Source organism: Sphingomonas turrisvirgatae (assembly GCF_001721295.1).
GTDB lineage: Bacteria > Pseudomonadota > Alphaproteobacteria > Sphingomonadales > Sphingomonadaceae > Sphingomonas > Sphingomonas turrisvirgatae.
Genome location: NZ_MDDS01000031.1, coordinates 1 through 17,051, shown reverse-complemented (window position 1 = coordinate 17,051; position 17,051 = coordinate 1). Strand labels below are relative to the sequence as shown.

Genomic DNA, 17,051 nt, shown 5'->3' with positions numbered 1-17,051 from the left:
ACGATCAGCCCGGATAGCGTGCCTTCAGCATCGCCCACACCGCCCGCAGGCTCATCGTGTCGCCACCCTTCGGACGGCCCGGCCGCGAGGTCGGCCGCCAGGCGAACAGGTCGAAATGCGCCCATGGCACGTCCTTCGGGACGAACCTGCGCAGGAACAGCGCGGCGGTGATCGGGCCGGCAAAGGGGCCGTCAGGTGCGTTGACCATGTCGGCGATGTCGGACTTCAACATCTCGTCATAACCATCCCATAGCGGCAGCTGCCACAGCGGGTCCTTTTGCGCCGTCCCGGCATCGAGCAGCTGGGCGGCGAGCGCGTCGTCATTGGCGAACAGGGCGGGCAGCTCCGGCCCGAGCGCGACCCGTGCCGCGCCGGTCAGCGTCGCGAAATCGAGGATCAGGCCGGGCTTGCCCTCGACCGCCTTGGCGAGCGCATCGCCGAGGATCAGCCGTCCCTCGGCATCGGTGTTCGTATTTTCGACCGTCAGGCCGATCCGCGTTTTCAGGACATCGCCGGGACGAAAGGCGTTGCCGGCGACGGCATTTTCCACTGCCGGGATCAGCAGGTGCAGGCGCACCGGCAGGCGTTGAGCCATGATGACCCCGGCGAGCGCCAGCGCATGCGCGGCGCCGCCCATGTCCTTCTTCATCAGGCGCATGCCGGCAGATGGCTTGATGTCGAGGCCGCCGGTGTCGAAACACACGCCCTTACCGACCAGGGCCACGCGGGGGTGCTCAGGATCGCCCCATTCCAGCTCGATCAGCCGCGGTTCGCGGCCGCGCGCGGCGGCCATGCCGACCGCATGGATCATCGGATAACCCTGCTCCAGCGCGTCGCCGCGCGTGACCGTGAGCGTGGCGCCATGCGCCTTGGCGAGCGTGGCGGCCGCGTCCTCCAGCTGTGCGGGGCCCATGTCGCTGGCCGGCGTGTTGACGAGGTCGCGCACCTGAAAGGTCGCTTCGGCAAGGGCGATCGTCTCGGGGATCCGGCCCGGCTCTCCGGTCAGGAGCACGCGCGGGCCGGGCGCCTTCTCGTCCTTGCGGTAGCGGTCGAAACGATATTGCGCGAGCACCCACCCGAGCATCGCAGCGCCGGGTTCGCCCTCCACGAGGCGGTACGTGCCCGCGGGCAGCTGCTCGCCCAGCGAGGCGATGCGAAAGGGCGAGCTTTCGGCTTCGTCGCAGACCAGCAGCATCGACCAGTCGTCCGGCGCATCGCCCGGCAGGATCGCGCGATTGCCAGCCTTGCCCGTCACCTTGTTCGCCCCGATGGCGGTGCGGGTGCGCTGGGGTTGTGCATTCAGCCAGTCTGACCAGCGATCGGGATGTACGACGTGAATGGCACGCGCGGCCTGGCCGCGATCGGGTTGCAGCAATTGTGAAAGGTCGATCATGGCCGCGATGTAGGCACGAGGGTCATTGCGGGGCAAGGTTCGTGCAGAGCCGCATGGCGCGGCCTACCATGGCGAGCAGCCGGTTGCGGCTTTCCGACAGGTCGGCGGGGGCCAGACCGCGCTCCTGCGTCTCGAAATTTATATAGTTCATCCCGCGCAGCAGCGCATAGTTGGAAAGCGAGCCGTCGCTGACCGACACCTTCTCGAACACGACGTTGAAGTCGGCGAGGGCGAGCGACTTGCCACAATAGGCCGACCAGGGCGAGGCATCCGCGCGATGCGCGACATAGGCGAGCGTGTCGTCAGCGTCGAAGGGCCAGGCGCGGGCCTGCGACGCGTGCGGCTGCATCACTTCGTCGCAAAAGCGGATCGATACCTGGCCGCGACCCGGGGGATCGTCCTGGTTGCACCGTGAACCGCTGGGATCGAAGCCGGGCGCATTGGTGTGCAGCGCGATGATCGGCCGTGCTTCGCGAGCGTAATCGGCCAGGATCGTCGCGGCATAGCGGGGATAGCCATCGCGGAAGTTGCGGTTGGGGTCGATTGGCCGCCCGAAGTCGACCGCCATGTTGCGGCGCATACCGTCGCGGTCGTCGGAAATGCCGGAGTCCACGACGATGACGACGCCGCCATAAATGCTTACGCCGGCAAGCGCTGCTTCGAAGCCCGCGTTTTCGTCGTCGTGCGGCACGAACCAGAGCGGACCCCGCGGTCTGGCGATATTGGCGATGCGATAGAGCCGCCAGCTGCCGCGCTCTTCCTTGAATTCGACACTGGAAACCGCCAGGCCGCGCCACGTGGCCGGATCGCGGTGGCGTGCGAAATCGTCATCCTCGATCATGAGCGGATCGACGCGCATAATGCGAAAATTCGGTGCCGGTTGCACCGCGCTTGCAAACACCCACAGCGCGGCGAGGGCAGGGACGCGGATCAGCCTCGCGGCCATACCAACCATCAGGCCGGCGCGCGCCGATCCAGAGGAAAGTGAAGCCGGGTAACTGCGCCGCCCGCAGCGTGACGGGCCAGCGTGAACTCGCCCCCCAGCTGCTCGGCCAGCGTGCGCGCGATACGCAGGCCGAGGCTGTCCGACCTGGCCGCGTCGAAGCCGGCAGGAGGGCCAATCCCGTCATCGATGATGGCGAGATCAAGCCAGCCATTATCGCGAGCCACGCGGATCGTGATCGAACCGCCGTCGCGATCGCCAAAGCCGTGTTCGATGGCGTTCGCGACCGCTTCGGCAACGATCAGCGCTACAGGAATGGCGGCATGGGGCTCGAGCTGCACACCCGCCTGGCAATCGACGGTGCAGCCGATCCCAGGCTGTCCGCTGGCCGTCACCAGATCCTGAGCGAGGTCGGGCAGGAAGCGGTCCAGCGCGAGATGGGCGCCATCGCTGTTATAGAGCTGACGCTGGATGCGGCCAATCGTCTGAAGCTTTGCCACGGCATCGCCCAAGGCCTGCGATGCGGCGGGATCGGTCACCTTACGGCGCTGAAGCGAAAGGACCGAGCCGATCATCTGGAGATTGTTCGACACGCGGTGCTGAAGCTCGTGGAACAGCAGTTCGGCACGTGCGGCCAGTTCCTCGCCCCGCTCACGCTCACGCTGCAATCGCGCGTTGGCGCGTTGCATCCAGTCGATCAACAGGATGTCGACCGTTACGACGGCGACATACAGGCCGACCGCCAGCCCGGTGCCACGGCCGAGGTTGAAGGTTCGAAAAGGCGGGATGAAGAAATACAGTGCGGCTACCCCGCACAGAACTGCGGTAAGAATACCGGGGCCGCGACCGAACAGGAATGATGCCGTCACGACAGCCGGAAAGAAGGTCACATAGGGGAAACCGGGCGGAAGGCTGGCATCGAGTGCAAAGCGAACGAGGAGGGCGAGTACGCTGACCAGGAACGCTACGGCATAGCCGATCCACGGCCGATCCGCCGCCAGTGGCAAGCGCTCCAGGACACGCTTCAGGCTGGCCGACACACGCTTCCTCCGGTGCGCGGGCAGGATGCGTCGGCACGTTCCAACCCTGCAACAAAAAAGCCCCCGAAGCCAGTGGCAGCGGGGGCTTTCCTCTCGCCCGGCCGGGGCCGGATGCGATTACTTGGTGACGTGGTTCGCGATGTGCTTGTTCAGTTCGAACATCGTTGCCTTGTCGCCGCCGAACACCTTCTTCAGCTTGTCGTCAGCCAGGATTTCGCGCTTGTTCTCAGGATTCTGGAGATTGTTCTTCTTGATGTGGTCCCACATCTTGCTGACGATCTCGCTGCGTGGCAGGGGGCCCTTGCCGACGATCGCGGCAAGGTCATCCGAGGGGGTGACGGGCGTTGCAATGCCGCCACGGGCGCCGCCGGTTGCCTTCTTTTCCGCCATATTTTCTTCTCCTTTGGCGAACCGGCGACGAGCCGCCGGCTCAAATCTTGGTCAGCGCAGACGGCTTGTGTGAAGCTTTCCCACCGTTGTCGCTCTCGACGATGTACTGTGGTTCTTCACGCGATGCACGTACTTGATGACCCTTGATGGTAGTATCAGACGTTTGTTTGTGGAGAACCTCACCCTTGGCGGTCCCTCCATGGGACTTCCATGACACACGGTCGCCCTTTTTCAAGTCCTTCGCCATGTCGATTCTCCTCTGACGAGGATCAAAACGAAGCAGGCGCGCCGAGTTTCCCCGGCGCGCCTGTCTGTCATAACCACGATGCCCGGCGGCTTCGCCCGGATCAGAAGCGCACGCGCGCCTTGACACCGTAGAAGCGCGGGGGAGCGGGATAGACCGCGAAGCTCGCACCCTGCTCCGGAATGGGGAAGGACGTGATGTTGTAGTAAGTATCGAACAAGTTTTCGACATAGGCTTCGATGCCGAATTGCTGTTCTGCCCCGAAGTTCAGGCCGATACGCGCATTGACGATGCTGTAGCCGTCATTGCCGACATAGCCGCGCGCGATCGGATTGTTGATGGTGGGCGAGTCACTGTTCGTGCGCCAGTCGACATGGACCAACGCCCCGACATTGTCGCTCAGCTGCGGCGTCCAGGTCACTGCACCTGTGATGACGTTGCGCGGCGAGTTGGTGAGCGAGCGCCCATTGTCGGCACCAGCGAGCGGATCGCGTACTTCAGTGTCGAGCAAGGTGTAGTTGAGCGCGACCGTGAGGTCCGAGATCGGGCGGATGACCGATTCAAGCTCGATCCCCTTCGAAATCACCTTCGCGAAGTTGCGCGTGACGAAGCGCGATCCTTCGAACTGAAGGTTCTGATAGCCCTTGATCTCGGTGTAGAAGCCCGAAGCGTTGAACTGGAACTTGCGCGTGAAGTTGGTCTTCACGCCGACTTCGAACGCATCGACCAGCTCGTTGCCGAACTCGAGATCGGTGATCTGAGCGCCGTTGCCACCCAGCAGGCGGGAGTCGAACGAGCCGCGATCGAGGTTATAGCCGCCCGATTTGTAGCCGCGATCATAGCCGCCGTAGAGCAGGATGTCGTCGGTGACCTTGAAGCCCAGCTTGGCAGTGCCGGTGAACTCGTCCTCGGTCCGCTTGCCGTTGTAGACGCCGTTGAATTCCGAATTGATCGTCGGATTGCAGGTGTAGAGGAAGGCAAGCGGGAAGAGCTGTCCCAGTCCGGCGCGGACGGGCGCGGTTGCCGGATTTTGCCAGTAGCTGCACGCCGGCACCGCCGAATTCAGGTTGGCGTCGATCTCCTTGGTTTCGCGGTTCCAGCGCAAGCCGAGCGTCAGCGAGATCCGGTCGGTCACGTTGATGATGTTGTGGGTGAACAGCGCGAACGCTTCGGTATCGACTTGGTAGCGGTCAAGCTGCTGCCCCGCGCCTACCGGCGTGCGCGGCAGGCCGATGGCCGGACCGAACTGCGCGACGGGCAGGCTGCCGAACAGCTGGCGAGCGGCCGCGGGACCGCCGAGCTGCCCGGTGACCTGGCTGAACACGAAGTCGCTATACTGGTCGAACTGCGTGCCGAGCCGCACGGAATCGTCCAGCGTCAGCTTCTCGTTCAGGTAAAAGCCGCCGACGAGCCAGTCTAGACCGCCATTGAAGGCGCTGCCCTTCAAGCGAAGTTCCTGCGTGAAATCGCGAACCCCGGTGCGGTAACCGTCGCGATAGGCACGATCGACGCCCGAGAAATCGATGTCCTGACTGCGCGTCGCGCGCCAGTCACGATAGGCGGTGATCGAGGTCAGCCCGACATCGCCCAGCTGCCAGTCGAGTTGACCGGAGAGACCCCACTCCTTGACGCGCTCGGTAAGCTCGCGGTTGGGCGAGACGGCCATCAGGCGGCGTTCGGGATCGAAGGGCCGCACGATGCCGTCACGCCCAGCGGCGCCGCCAAATGCCGGCGTCGCCGACAGGAGTTCGATCGCGTTGCTGGTAATCAGGCCCAGGACGCCGCCGTTGACGGTCGTATCGATTCCGCGCGGCAGGATTTCGAAGCCCGATCCGGTATTGATCGCGCCGCAGCAATCCTCGTCCGTCTCTGCATAGTCGCCGATCAGGCGGAAGGTGACGTCGGCAGTCTCGAACTTCGCCTGTCCGCGTGCGAACCAGCGATCGATATTGTTGAACTGCCGGCCCGTATTCGGATCGGTGATATAGCCGTCGCGCTTGTGATAGCCGCCGTCGGCGCGGACCGAGAGCTGTTCGCTGATCGGCCCGGTGATGCCCGCCTTCACCTCGATCTCGTCGAGATTGCCATAGCGTCCTTCGACGTAGCCGCCGAATTCGGGGGACGGGCCCTGCGTGGTGATGCTGAGCGCACCGGCCGACGTGTTGCGGCCGAACAGCGTGCCCTGAGGCCCACGCAGCACTTCGACGCGATCGATCGGCGGCAGGTCAGCGAGCGCCACGCCAGCGCGGGCGCGGAACACGCCATCGACGAATACGCCGACGGCCGGTTCGAAGCCAGGATTGTCGCCTGCCGTGCCGATGCCGCGAATGCGCAGCACGACGCCGGTGGCCGCCGACTGGCCCGTCGTCACCTGAAGGCTCGGCGTCACCTGGCGCAGCCCGCGGATGTCGACGATGCCGGCGTTTTCAAGCTGCTCACCGCCCACGACGCTCACCGCGATCGGAACATCCTGCGCCACCTGCGCGCGGCCAGTCGCCGTCACGACGATTTCGCGGTCGTCGGTGACCTCCTCACCCTGCGCCGGTGCGGCCGAAGGCGCATCCTGCGCAAAGGCCGGTGCGGCGTGCGCCGCCGTCAGCGCCATGGCGGACGCGGTGAAGAGATGCAGTTTACGCATGAAAGGCTCCTCTCTGGGCTGCGCCCCGATCTGTTGCCGGGTCGCGAGTGGCAATTGGTCGTGAGGCTAACGCTGACGTGAAGCTTACGTCAACGTCAAATGACGCTGGCAATTCCGCGGAAATGCTTGCTATTTCGCCTTCCGCAACGGTTGTTGCCGATGCGCCACACACGAACGGCGCTTGCCGTAGCGTCATGCACAGGGATAGGTCGAAACCATGAGTGATCAGCATGATGCGGCGGCCGACGGCGATATCGTAGCGCCCGCCCCGAAAATCCCGGTGCCGGACGAAGTGGCTGAAGCAGTGCGCACGATCCTGCGCTGGGCGGGGGACGATCCGAATCGTGAAGGCCTGCTGGACACGCCGAACCGGGTGGCCCGTGCGTGGAAGGAATATTGCCAGGGCTATGCCGAGGATCCGGCACACCACCTTTCGCGCGTGTTCGAGGAAGTGGGCGGCTATGACGAGATCGTGTTGCTGAAGGATATTCCGTTCCAGTCGCATTGCGAGCATCACATGGCTCCGATCATCGGCAAGGCATCGATCGCCTATCTGCCGCAGAATCATGTCGTGGGCATTTCAAAGCTTGCCCGAGTGCTCCACGCCTATGCCCGGCGCCTGCAGGTGCAGGAGCGGCTGACGGCCGAGGTCGCGGATTGCATCTGGAACCATCTCCATCCGCGCGGCGTCGCCGTGGTGGTCGAGGCGAGCCATGCCTGCATGACTGCGCGCGGCGTTCGAACGCCCGGCGTTGGGATGGTGACCAGCCGGATGATGGGCACGTTCCGCGAGGACGAGCGCAGCCGCAAGGAAGTGCTGGCGTTGATGGGCTATTGATCCGTGCGGGTGCTGGTCACCGGCGGCGCGCGGCGGATCGGTGCTGCGATCGTACGGCATCTGGTCGCCGCCGGTCACGCCGTCGCGGTGCATCACCACGGATCGCATGACGAGGCCGAGGCGATGGCTGCGGCGCTCGGCGTCGCGCTGGTGACCGCAGATCTGGCCGATCCCGTGGCAACAGCCGGGCTGGTCGAGAATGCGGCAACCGCGCTGGGCGGCCCAGTCGAAGGTCTGGTGAACAACGCCTCGCTATTCGCCTGGGACGCATTGCCGGTTGCGGACTATGCGGCACTCGACCGCCACATGCACGTCAATCTGGGTGCGCCGTTGATCCTCACCTCGGCGCTGGCCGCGCAGGCGGGGCTGGGGGAGGGGGCCGTGGTCAACCTGCTCGACCAGAAGCTTGCCAACCCCAATCCCGATTTCCTGACCTATACGCTGAGCAAGGCCGGCCTTGCCGAGGCGACGACGCTGCTGGCGATGGCGCTGGCGCCGCGCATTCGGGTCAATGCGGTCTCGCCGGGGCTTTCGCTGCCGAGCGGTGATCAGAGCGAGGCGGAGTTCGAGCGCGTCGGCAGTGCCAATCTGCTCGAAAGACGTGTCGATCTGGGCGACATTGCGCGCACGGTCGAGCACCTTCTGACGGCACGCAGCATCACCGGGCAGAACGTCTTCGTCGATTGCGGCCAGCGGCTGGTGAAGCGCGACGGCGACGTGATGTTCGAGGGGCGGGAGCGGCCGGCATGAACGAATATGCGATCCTGCTCGACGGGCTTGAGGTTTCGATCGGTCTCGGCATCCACGATCACGAGCGCGCAGCCCCTCAGCGAGTATCGCTGAACGTTGCGATGACGTGCCGCTACGATATGCCGCCCGCCGATCGCATCGATGCGGTGGTCGATTACGACTATTTGCGCGAGGGCATATTGGCGCTGGCGGCGGGGCGGCACATCGAGTTGCAGGAAACGCTGTGCGACGCGATCGCCGCGCTGGCGCTTGCCGGTGACGAGCGCGTCCAGGAGGTCCGCGTGCGGTCGATGAAGCTGGATGTATATCCCGACGCGCGCGTCGGGTGCGAAGTGGTGCGGCGACGCGAAGCGCCTTGAGCCGCCGGTTCGCAGCATCTTTTCCCTGCGATTTCCATACCGGCGGCGACTGGAGCGAGCGCGAGCGTCGCGATATCTTCGCATTCGGGTTGGACGAACCGCCCCGCGCATCCTATGTCTGCCACGGCCTGCCGTTCAGCGGCGGGTAACAAGGGGCTGTTACAGGCAATATCGTGCAACTATTGCTGTTTCTATCCGCGCTGCTGGCGGGCCTGACCGGAGCTTTCTCCGGCGACCGGGCCGTGCGCGTGGGCGGACAGCAGGGTGAGGCTGCGATTTCGCGGGTCGCCGAGATGGTGGCCGAGACCGCCGTCGCATGTGTCGAGGCCCGTCCAGCGACGCTTGCCATCGCGACGGTTCCTGAAAGGGCGCGGGCTTTTGCAGTCCACGCCGCGCCGCTTGCGCTTCCCGCTCGTCTGACGACTGGCCGCTGGCTGGAATAGCCGCGTTGCCGCATGCCTGCATGACAGGCGCCTGCGCGGCATCCATTTCGCACTCGATTCGTTTGCGCTCGCGATGCGGGCGCGCATCACGCAATTCATACGACTGGAAACCCATATGTTCGGCGGTTTGGCCAAATCTCTGTTCGGCTCGTCCAACGACCGTTACGTTCGTTCGCTCGACCCGATCATCCGCAAGATCGCGGCGTTCGAGCCGACGCTTCAGGCGATGAGCGACGACGAGCTGTCGGCGCAAACGGTGAAGTTCCGCGAGCGGCTCGCCAATGGCGAGAAGCTGGAGTCGATCCTGCCCGAAGCGTTCGCGACGGTGCGCGAGGCGGGCGTTCGCGTGCTCGGCATGCGCCATTTCGACGTGCAGATGATCGGCGGCATCGTCCTTCATCGCGGCGAGATCGCCGAGATGCGTACGGGCGAAGGCAAGACGCTGGTGGCGACGCTCGCCACCTATCTGAACGCGCTGCCGGCCAAGGGCGTGCACGTCATCACCGTGAACGATTACCTCGCCCGCCGCGACGCCGAGTGGATGGGGCAGCTCTATCGCTTCCTCGGCCTGACTGTCGGCGTGATCGTGCCGAACCTGGCCGATCATCAGCGCCGCGAAGCCTATGCCGCGGATATCACCTATGGCACGAACAACGAGTTCGGCTTCGACTATCTGCGCGACAACATGAAGTATGACCGGGCGTCGATGGTGCAGCGGCCGTTCGCGATGGCGATCGTCGATGAAGTGGATTCGGTGCTGATCGACGAAGCGCGCACGCCGCTGATCATCTCCGGCCCCACCGACGACAAGAGCGACCTGTATATCGGCGTCGACGCGATCGTGAAGCAGCTCGACGAGAGCCTCTACGAGAAGGACGAGAAGCAGAAGAGCGTCGTCCTGACCGAGGAAGGGATCGAGACCGCCGAGCGCATGCTGGAGGCTGCCGGTCTGTTGCAGGGCGCGAACCTGTATGATTTCGAGAATACGCAGGTCGTGCATCACCTCAATCAGGCGTTGCAGGCCAATGTCATGCGCAAGGCCGACGTCGATTACATCGTGAAGGACGGCAAGGTCGTCATCATCGACGAGTTCACCGGCCGCATGATGGACGGCCGCCGCTGGTCGGACGGTTTACACCAGGCGGTAGAGGCGAAGGAAGGCGTGACGATCGAGCCCGAGAACCAGACGCTCGCCAGCATCACCTTCCAGAATTATTTCCGCATGTACCCCAAGCTTTCGGGCATGACCGGAACCGCTTCGACCGAGGCGCCGGAGTTCTTCGACATCTACAAGATGAACGTGGTCACGATCCCGACCAACCTGCCGGTGCAGCGGATCGACGAGGACGACGAGTTCTACAAGACCGAGAACGACAAGTTCATCGCGATCGCGCGGACGATCAAGGAGCATTCGATCAAGGGCCAGCCGGTGCTGGTCGGCACCGTCTCGATCGACAAGTCGGACAAGCTTTCGCAGTATCTCAAGCAGGAAGGCGTCGATCACTCGGTCCTGAACGCCAAGCAACATGAGAACGAAGCGCACATCGTGGCGCAGGCGGGCCGGATCGGTGCGGTGACCATCGCCACCAACATGGCGGGCCGCGGCACCGACATCCAGCTGGGCGGTAACGTCGAGTTCCGCGTCGAGGACGAACTCCGCGACATGCCCGGGGGGCCTGAGCGCGACGCGGCGATTGAGCAGATCAAGGCCGAAGTGCGCGCGGAAAAGCAGAAGGTGCTGGAGGCCGGCGGCCTGTTCGTGCTGGGTACCGAGCGGCACGAGAGCCGCCGCATCGACAACCAGCTGCGCGGCCGCTCGGGCCGCCAGGGCGATCCGGGCCTTTCGCGCTTCTACCTCAGCCTGGACGACGATCTGCTGCGCATCTTCGGCCCCGATACGCTGTTCGCCAAAATGATGCGCAACAACATCGCCGACGGCGAGGCGATCGGCAGCAAGTGGCTGACCAAGGCGATCGAGACCGCGCAGAAGAAGGTCGAGGCGCGCAACTACGACATCCGCAAGCAGGTCGTCGAATATGACGACGTGATGAACGACCAGCGCAAGGTCGTCTACGAACAGCGCAGCGACATCATGGACGCCGAAACGGTCGGCGACGTGGTCGAGGACATGCGCGCCGAGACCGTGAACGACGTGGTCGGCCGCGCCTGCCCGCCGGAGACCTATCCCGAGCAGTGGGATATCGCGGGGCTGAAGGAGCAGGCGCAGACCCTGCTCGGCGTCGAGGCGCCGATCGAGCAGTGGATCGCCGAGCAGGACGGGATCGAGCCCGAAGACGTCGAGAACAAGCTGCGCGAACTTGCCGACGCCAGGGTGAAGGCCAAGTCGGAAGGGCTGGAGCCTGACACTTGGGTGCAGATCGAGAAGTCGATCCTGCTGCAGAATCTGGACCATCACTGGAAGGAGCATCTCGCGATGCTCGACGCGCTGCGTCAGGTGGTTCACCTGCGCGCCTATGCGCAGAAGACGCCGATCAACGAATACAAGCAGGAGGCGTTCGCGATGTTCGAGCGAATGCTGGCGAGCATTCGCGAAGACGTGACGCGCACGCTGGCGTGGGCCGAGTTCCAGTTCCAGGCGCCGCCGGAGCTGCCCGAACTGCCCGACTTCCTGACCTCGCACATCGATCCGCTGACCGGTCTCGACAACAGTGCGGACTGGGATGCGGGCACGGCCGGGCTGATCCCCAACGAGCTGCCGCAGTTGCAGATTCCGCGACCGAGCGGCGAAGCGCTGGGCGATGATCCGGCAAGCTGGGAGGGCAAGGTCAGCCGCAACGCACCGTGCCCATGCGGGTCGGGGCTGCGCTACAAACAGTGCCATGGGCAGCTGTGAGCTGAGGCGTAGCGCTGGGCCCCGTCGCTAGGGCAGAAAAAAGGGCCGCCGGATCGTATCCGGCGGCCCTTCCTGTTTCAGTCTGGTGCGATCAGCGCGGGGCGGGCGTCTGGATCGATGGACCCAGATTCTGGATGACCTCGCGCGCATTGAAGGCGCGGACATTGTCCGGCTTTCGCCCGCGCCCGACCACGAGCTCAGCGCTCGCCTCGTAACGATCGACCTGACGGACATCGACCTGCCGATCCCAGAAGGGATCACCCCAGAACGGGCTCCAGCCGCGCCAGCCCCAGCGTGGGCTGTAATATCGCCACGACGGCCCCCAGCCGCCCCATGGCCCAGGGCTGAACGGACGGTCGATATAGGTTCGCGTGCGCTTTTCCGTGTCGCGGTCGGCAAGGATGAAATAGTCGTAGCCGCGCTCCACCGTCAGCTGCGCCGCGCGATAGAGCAGATAGCGTTCCACCGTCTCCCGCGAGGTGAGGCTGTTGCCGGCGAAGGTGACGCGGAAGCGATCCGCCTCGATCTGCTCGTCCCAATAGCCGGTGCGGGATTCGCCGCGCCCGGTTGCGGGCTGATAGGGTGTAGCGGTGGTGCAGGCCGTTAGCGCGGATACTGACGCGAGCGCGAGGGCGGCCGCCACGGCCCGAGAACGGGACCTCTGGGTACGCATGAACATTCTCCTGACCTGTCGATTCCGATGAATCGTGCGTTTACATCGCTGTAACGAACAGCACACGCCAAATGTCCATTTGCTGAACAAAAGGGGACTGCGTGCGCGAAGCCGCGGGCCGTTCAATCGTGCGAGAGGAGATGCTCGCTGGCTCCCTGAGTAGGAGTTGGACTATAACTTCGTCGCCATTCGCCATCGTTCGTTTTGGAGGGAGCGGACTAGCTTTGTTCACGCCTTGAGCTTCGCCAACCTTCGCGCTAAACCGCCCACATTCGCGTTCAAATGTGGTAACGGGTGAGGGGTTGATGCCGAAGCTGAAGGCGATAACACTGAAGAACCTGGGGCCGGGTCGGCACGCAGATGGCGACGGCCTATACCTGGTCGTCAAACCGACTGGAGCGCGCTCATGGGTGCTGCGCATTCAGAAGGACGGCAAGCGCCAGGATATCGGTCTGGGGCCGCTGTCGCTGGTGCCGCTCGCAGAAGCGAGGGATAAGGTTATAGACCTTCGTCGCGCCGCCCGCGATGGTCGCAATGTGATTGCTGAGCGTGACCGCGAGCGCGGAGAGCCGGTCACATTCCGACGCGCCGCCGAACTTGTGCATGAGGCCAAGACGGCGAGCTGGTCGGATAAGACCGCTGCCAGCTTCCTTTCGAGCCTTGAGGAGCATGTCTTTCCGCTGATCGGCGATCGGCGTGTTGAGCATGTCGAGACAAACGATATCGTCGCGGCGCTTAGCCCGATCTGGACCAGCAAGCCCGCTACTGCCGTGAAGGTGCGCCATCGGATCGGCGTGGTGCTGAACTTCGCCCATGCCAAGGGGTGGCGATCGAGTGAGGCCCCGGTCAAGTCGGTGTCAACGATCCTCGGCAAACTACCTACGGGCGGCAACATGGCAGCTGCCCCCTATCCAGAGGTGCCCGCGATCGTCGCCGGCCTGAAGGGGCAGGATGAGACGATTGGCCGGTTGGCGCTGTTGTTCGCGATCTTCACGGCGGCGCGCAGCGGGGAAGTGCGCGCCGCCAGATGGGGGCAGGTCGACCTAGAAAAGCGTCTCTGGACGCGCCCTGCGGCAATCATGAAATCCAGGGTGGAGCACGTGGTCACGCTCAATGCTGGTGCGCTCGATATCCTCGCCACCGTCCAACGGCTGACGGGCGAGCGTAAGCCGGATGATCTGGTGTTTCCGGGGCGCACCGGGAAGTCGCTATCGGACATGACGCTATCCAAGATCATGCGGGATGCTGGCGTACCGTATGTCCCTCACGGTTTCCGCAGCTCGTTCCGCGATTGGGCGGCTGAGCAGATGCCGGACACGCCCGATGCGGTCGCTGAGGCGGCGCTTGCCCATGTCGTGCCCGACAAGGTGGTGAAGGCCTACAAGCGGGCCAAGTTCATCGAAATGCGGCGCGCGCAGCTGGAAGAGTGGGGCCGATACGTCGCTGGCGCCAGTGATGGCTAATGCTGGACAAGTCCGGGTTCATCTCACGCGCGAGGAGATGAGAACGCTAGCGCGGTGGCTGCAGCTTGAGTACGCGCCGGGGCACCAAGAGGGGGCAAGTGCGGCCGCGGCAATTAGTCGGCGGCTGCGCGCATCGGCTGAGCGCAAAGGGCGCGACCGCAGTGTACAGCTGTTGTTTCGGAGGCAGGACGCGCGCTGGTTCGCGGGTCTTTCAACGTGCCTTTACCTGGCCGGCGACCCGGAAGGGGTCATCTCGGTCCCGCGAGAGGTGAAGTTGGTAGGACGATCATTCGCGTTGGCAATGCGAGGGCGGGGCAGGCCAGCAACTTCGCGCGAGGATCGAGAAGCGCGAGCGCGAAAGAGCTTTGCTGTTTGTGAGCGGCAGCGGTGGAGGGTTCGTAAGCTCATAAGCCGCGAGAAGGCGTGGGACGCCTGGTTAGCGGCGGGGAATACCATTCTAGGCGGCGACGAGCCACCGCCGTCGATTTGACCTAATTGATGTCAGGTCCGCAGCAGCGAGTTTGGTAGCAGTTTCGCAGTCGCCCGCTGGCCGTCGCCAGCCATTAAAGGAGCGACTGATGGAACCGCTTACCACTACCGTTAGCAACACCTGCAAGGCCACCGGCCTGGGGCTGACCAAAGTCTATGAATTGATCAACTCGGGAAAGCTGGAAACCGTCAAGGTTGGCCGGCGTCGGTTGGTAAAGACCGACAGCATCCGCGCGCTGGTGAACGCATGATCGCCGCCGTCATGCCAGACCCGGCGCACTTCCCCATTCTTGCCCGACACTATGGCAGATTGGGACCGCCTCAAATGCGAAAGCCGGGCGTGGTCGAGACGCCCGGCTCTCAATCGCCCGCAACCAACGGATCGATCGACTTTCCTTACAGCACCGCGACCCGCCTCGCAACCGAGGGAGACGCGCATGTCGGATAACGTCGTGCCGTTCCGCCGTCGGCCCGGCGTTCGCGCTAGAGCGGTCGATGCGGCTGAGCGGGCAGCATTCCTGGCAGCGGCCGGCAATGCTTTGGCCCAGGTCGAGCGTGATCGCCTGTTGGAAGTGTGGACCAGTGTCGGTCACGATGTTCCCGGCGGGCCGTACTATGTCGTGCTTGCCGTACATCGCGGGAAGGGCGGGTTTGAAATCTCCAGCTCGGGCATCTTTGTTCGGATCGCGGGCTATTCCGACGCGGAAATCGCACTGACCGCTGCCGAAATCGTGGCGGATCATTTCGGCGTCGAGGCCGTGGATCACGTCAATGCTGAGCCGGAAGGGGGTACGGCAGCATGAGCACGCTCGAAGGAGAATACTTCGCCGCTGTAGGCCAAGTTCGCCAGCCACACCTTGATCGCATCCGCGCGCTTGGCGTCGCGCCTGCCACAATTGCCGAGCTGGGCGAGCGTTACCCCGCTTTCGGCATCGTATCCGCCGCGCCCGAACGGGCAGGCACCTATCAGCCGCAGGAGGATGGCACGGCGCACGTCGTGCAGCCGGTGTTCGACGGCGGATTGGTAGACTTGGTTGCATGGCGCTCAAGTCAGCCTCAGCGCTGGTGGACGAGACGAGGGCTTGGCTGGATGCTGAACGCGGACAGATGCCTCGCCAGTCGGTGGGATGCGGGCTTCCTCACGCTGCACGCAACGCCCCTAGATTGGCTGCGCAGCGGCGGTGAGGGTGGTGTTATCCTCGATTGGGATGCGCCAGACGTCGTGATGCTTCGCGCCTTCGCAACCATCGCCTGCCCCGATCGCAGCTTTATGGCGGACCTGCGCAATGCGCTGGTTAGGTCATTCCGCATGCCCAAGCTCGTCGGAAGTGAGGTGCGCCATGCCGCGTGATCTAGCTTCGGTTCGAAACTTCGCGCCGGTTCCTGACTGGTGGCAGCATCGCGGCATGCTCCCGACCGCTGAAGACGAGTGGCGAGAGGCGAGCCGCATGTTGCCGCTGATCGACGTCGCCGCCTGGGAGGGACTCGAGCCGCCCGAACGCGAATGGGCCTTGCCGGGGTGGATACCTTACCGACAGGCGACCTACCTCACAGGACCGGGCAGCGCTGGCAAGAGCCTGGTCACACAGCAGCTCGCGACATGCACGGCGCTCGGCTTACCCTTTCTTGGCGTGGAGCCGCGCAAGTGCAACGCGATGTATCTGTCCTGCGAGGATGATGCGGACGAGTTGCATCGGCGCCAAGCGGCGATCTGCAAAGCGCTGGGGGTGTCTATGTCGGATCTGGCGGGCAAGCTTCATCTGGTGAGCTTGGCGGGCAATCTCGATACATTGCTATGTTCGGTCGACGACGCCGGACGTGTTGTGCCGACGCCTCGCTTCGAGTCGATCGCCGCAGTCGCGCGCCAGCTCGATATTCGCTTCCTGGGGCTGGATAATGTCGCGCATCTGTCGGCAGCGAACGAGAACTATCGCAGCGAGGTGGCGGGTTTCGTCGGATTGCTGAACAGCCTAGCGATCCGGATCGATGGCAGCGTGCTGTTTCTCGGCCATCCGAATAAGGCCGGCGATAGCTTCAGCGGCTCCACCGCCTGGGAAAATCAGGTGCGGTCGCGGCTGTTTATGCAAGTGCCGGATACATCGACGGATCGGGACGTGCGCGTGCTTTCGCGGCAGAAGTCGAACTATGCGCAGAACGGCGAGGAGCTAGCCTTTCGCTGGCACCAGTGGGCGTTCATCCGCGACGACGATTTGCCGCCCGATCAGCGCACGGAAGTCGCGGCGGTCGCACTCGCTAACGGGGACAACGCCGTGTTTCTCGCCTGTCTTCGCCAGCGGACTAGCGAAGGGGAGGGAAGGCTGGTGGGTCCCTCCCCCGGCCCGAATTATGCGCCGGCCCAGTTTGAGGGGATGGCGCAGGCCAAGGGGTTGAAGCGTGACCGACTCCGGGCGGCGATGGAGCGCCTTTTCGCGATCGGTGTAGTCGAGGCGTACACCTATCGAAACACGTCGAAAGGCCGCGATGTGACGGTGCTTCGGGAGGTTCCCAGCGGCGACGTCGATCAGCGGCAACAT

19 protein-coding genes are annotated in these 17,051 nt (G+C 64.2%); 12 read left to right on the top strand and 7 right to left on the bottom strand.

Annotated elements, in window-relative coordinates:
* Positions 1–4 precede the first annotated feature (4 nt).
* From BFL28_RS12295 to BFL28_RS12275, 6 genes are all read right to left on the bottom strand, one after another.
* Positions 5–1,393 (bottom strand): leucyl aminopeptidase family protein, encoded by a 1,389-nt coding sequence (locus BFL28_RS12295; protein ID WP_069320845.1) that lies wholly within the window; start codon positions 1,391–1,393, stop codon positions 5–7.
* A gap of 22 nt (positions 1,394–1,415) precedes the next feature.
* Positions 1,416–2,348 carry a hypothetical protein gene (locus BFL28_RS12290; RefSeq protein WP_131818645.1) on the bottom strand — a complete coding sequence of 311 codons (933 nt, stop codon included), beginning with the start codon at positions 2,346–2,348 and terminating at the stop codon, positions 1,416–1,418.
* Entirely contained in the window at positions 2,348–3,376 is a 1,029-nt protein-coding gene (locus BFL28_RS12285) for a sensor histidine kinase (protein WP_119184597.1), read from the bottom strand. Before BFL28_RS12285 ends, BFL28_RS12290 begins: the two co-directional genes overlap by 1 nt.
* A gap of 117 nt (positions 3,377–3,493) precedes the next feature.
* The gene (locus tag BFL28_RS12280) at positions 3,494–3,766 is read right to left on the bottom strand and encodes an SWIB/MDM2 domain-containing protein (protein WP_069320842.1); all 273 of its coding nucleotides are present in this window, start codon (positions 3,764–3,766) and stop codon (positions 3,494–3,496) included.
* Positions 3,767–3,806: 40 nt separating this feature from the next.
* A complete protein-coding gene (locus BFL28_RS20210; protein ID WP_079247108.1) occupies positions 3,807–4,013 on the bottom strand; it encodes a hypervirulence associated TUDOR domain-containing protein in 207 nt (68 codons plus the stop codon).
* A 100-nt stretch (positions 4,014–4,113) separates the two neighbouring features.
* A complete protein-coding gene (locus BFL28_RS12275; RefSeq protein ID WP_069320841.1) occupies positions 4,114–6,648 on the bottom strand; it encodes a TonB-dependent receptor in 2,535 nt (844 codons plus the stop codon).
* Positions 6,649–6,865: 217 nt separating this feature from the next.
* Between BFL28_RS12275 and folE the strand changes: the two genes are divergently transcribed.
* From folE to secA, 6 genes are all read left to right on the top strand, one after another.
* Positions 6,866–7,486, top strand: a complete 621-nt coding sequence (gene folE / locus BFL28_RS12270) for a GTP cyclohydrolase I FolE (RefSeq protein WP_069320840.1) — start codon at positions 6,866–6,868, stop codon at positions 7,484–7,486.
* 3 nt (positions 7,487–7,489) lie between these two features.
* A complete protein-coding gene (locus BFL28_RS12265; protein WP_069320839.1) occupies positions 7,490–8,236 on the top strand; it encodes an SDR family oxidoreductase in 747 nt (248 codons plus the stop codon).
* Positions 8,233–8,595, top strand: a complete 363-nt coding sequence (locus tag BFL28_RS12260; protein ID WP_069320838.1) for a dihydroneopterin aldolase — start codon at positions 8,233–8,235, stop codon at positions 8,593–8,595. Before BFL28_RS12265 ends, BFL28_RS12260 begins: the two co-directional genes overlap by 4 nt.
* Positions 8,592–8,744, top strand: a complete 153-nt coding sequence (locus BFL28_RS20945) for a hypothetical protein (protein WP_158011650.1) — start codon at positions 8,592–8,594, stop codon at positions 8,742–8,744. The genes BFL28_RS12260 and BFL28_RS20945 overlap by 4 nt, the downstream gene beginning before the upstream one ends.
* 24 nt (positions 8,745–8,768) lie before the next feature.
* Positions 8,769–9,038, top strand: coding sequence for a hypothetical protein (locus BFL28_RS12255; RefSeq protein WP_069320837.1), 270 nt, complete (start codon positions 8,769–8,771; stop codon positions 9,036–9,038).
* Between the two features lie 115 nt (positions 9,039–9,153).
* Complete coding sequence (gene secA / locus BFL28_RS12250) at positions 9,154–11,892, top strand: preprotein translocase subunit SecA (protein WP_069320864.1); 2,739 nt, start codon at positions 9,154–9,156, stop codon at positions 11,890–11,892.
* A gap of 91 nt (positions 11,893–11,983) precedes the next feature.
* Here the strand turns inward: secA and BFL28_RS12245 are convergent, their stop codons facing one another.
* Positions 11,984–12,565: a CC0125/CC1285 family lipoprotein gene (locus tag BFL28_RS12245; RefSeq protein WP_079247111.1), complete on the bottom strand. Its 582-nt coding sequence runs from the start codon at positions 12,563–12,565 to the stop codon at positions 11,984–11,986.
* Positions 12,566–12,870: 305 nt separating this feature from the next.
* Between BFL28_RS12245 and BFL28_RS12240 the strand changes: the two genes are divergently transcribed.
* From BFL28_RS12240 to BFL28_RS12220, 6 genes are all read left to right on the top strand, one after another.
* On the top strand, positions 12,871–14,028 hold the full coding sequence (locus tag BFL28_RS12240; protein WP_069320835.1) for a tyrosine-type recombinase/integrase: 1,158 nt from the start codon (positions 12,871–12,873) through the stop codon (positions 14,026–14,028).
* A 578-nt stretch (positions 14,029–14,606) separates the two neighbouring features.
* Positions 14,607–14,768: a helix-turn-helix domain-containing protein gene (locus BFL28_RS12235; protein WP_069320834.1), complete on the top strand. Its 162-nt coding sequence runs from the start codon at positions 14,607–14,609 to the stop codon at positions 14,766–14,768.
* Positions 14,769–14,842: 74 nt separating this feature from the next.
* The gene (locus tag BFL28_RS21720) at positions 14,843–14,965 is read left to right on the top strand and encodes a hypothetical protein (RefSeq protein WP_277621007.1); all 123 of its coding nucleotides are present in this window, start codon (positions 14,843–14,845) and stop codon (positions 14,963–14,965) included.
* Positions 14,955–15,320 carry a hypothetical protein gene (locus BFL28_RS12230; RefSeq protein WP_069320833.1) on the top strand — a complete coding sequence of 122 codons (366 nt, stop codon included), beginning with the start codon at positions 14,955–14,957 and terminating at the stop codon, positions 15,318–15,320. Before BFL28_RS21720 ends, BFL28_RS12230 begins: the two co-directional genes overlap by 11 nt.
* The gene (locus BFL28_RS12225) at positions 15,317–15,868 is read left to right on the top strand and encodes a hypothetical protein (protein WP_069320832.1); all 552 of its coding nucleotides are present in this window, start codon (positions 15,317–15,319) and stop codon (positions 15,866–15,868) included. The genes BFL28_RS12230 and BFL28_RS12225 overlap by 4 nt, the downstream gene beginning before the upstream one ends.
* A gap of 97 nt (positions 15,869–15,965) precedes the next feature.
* Positions 15,966–17,051: AAA family ATPase (locus BFL28_RS12220; protein ID WP_173655739.1), on the top strand; the 1,086-nt coding region annotated here is incomplete at its 3' end.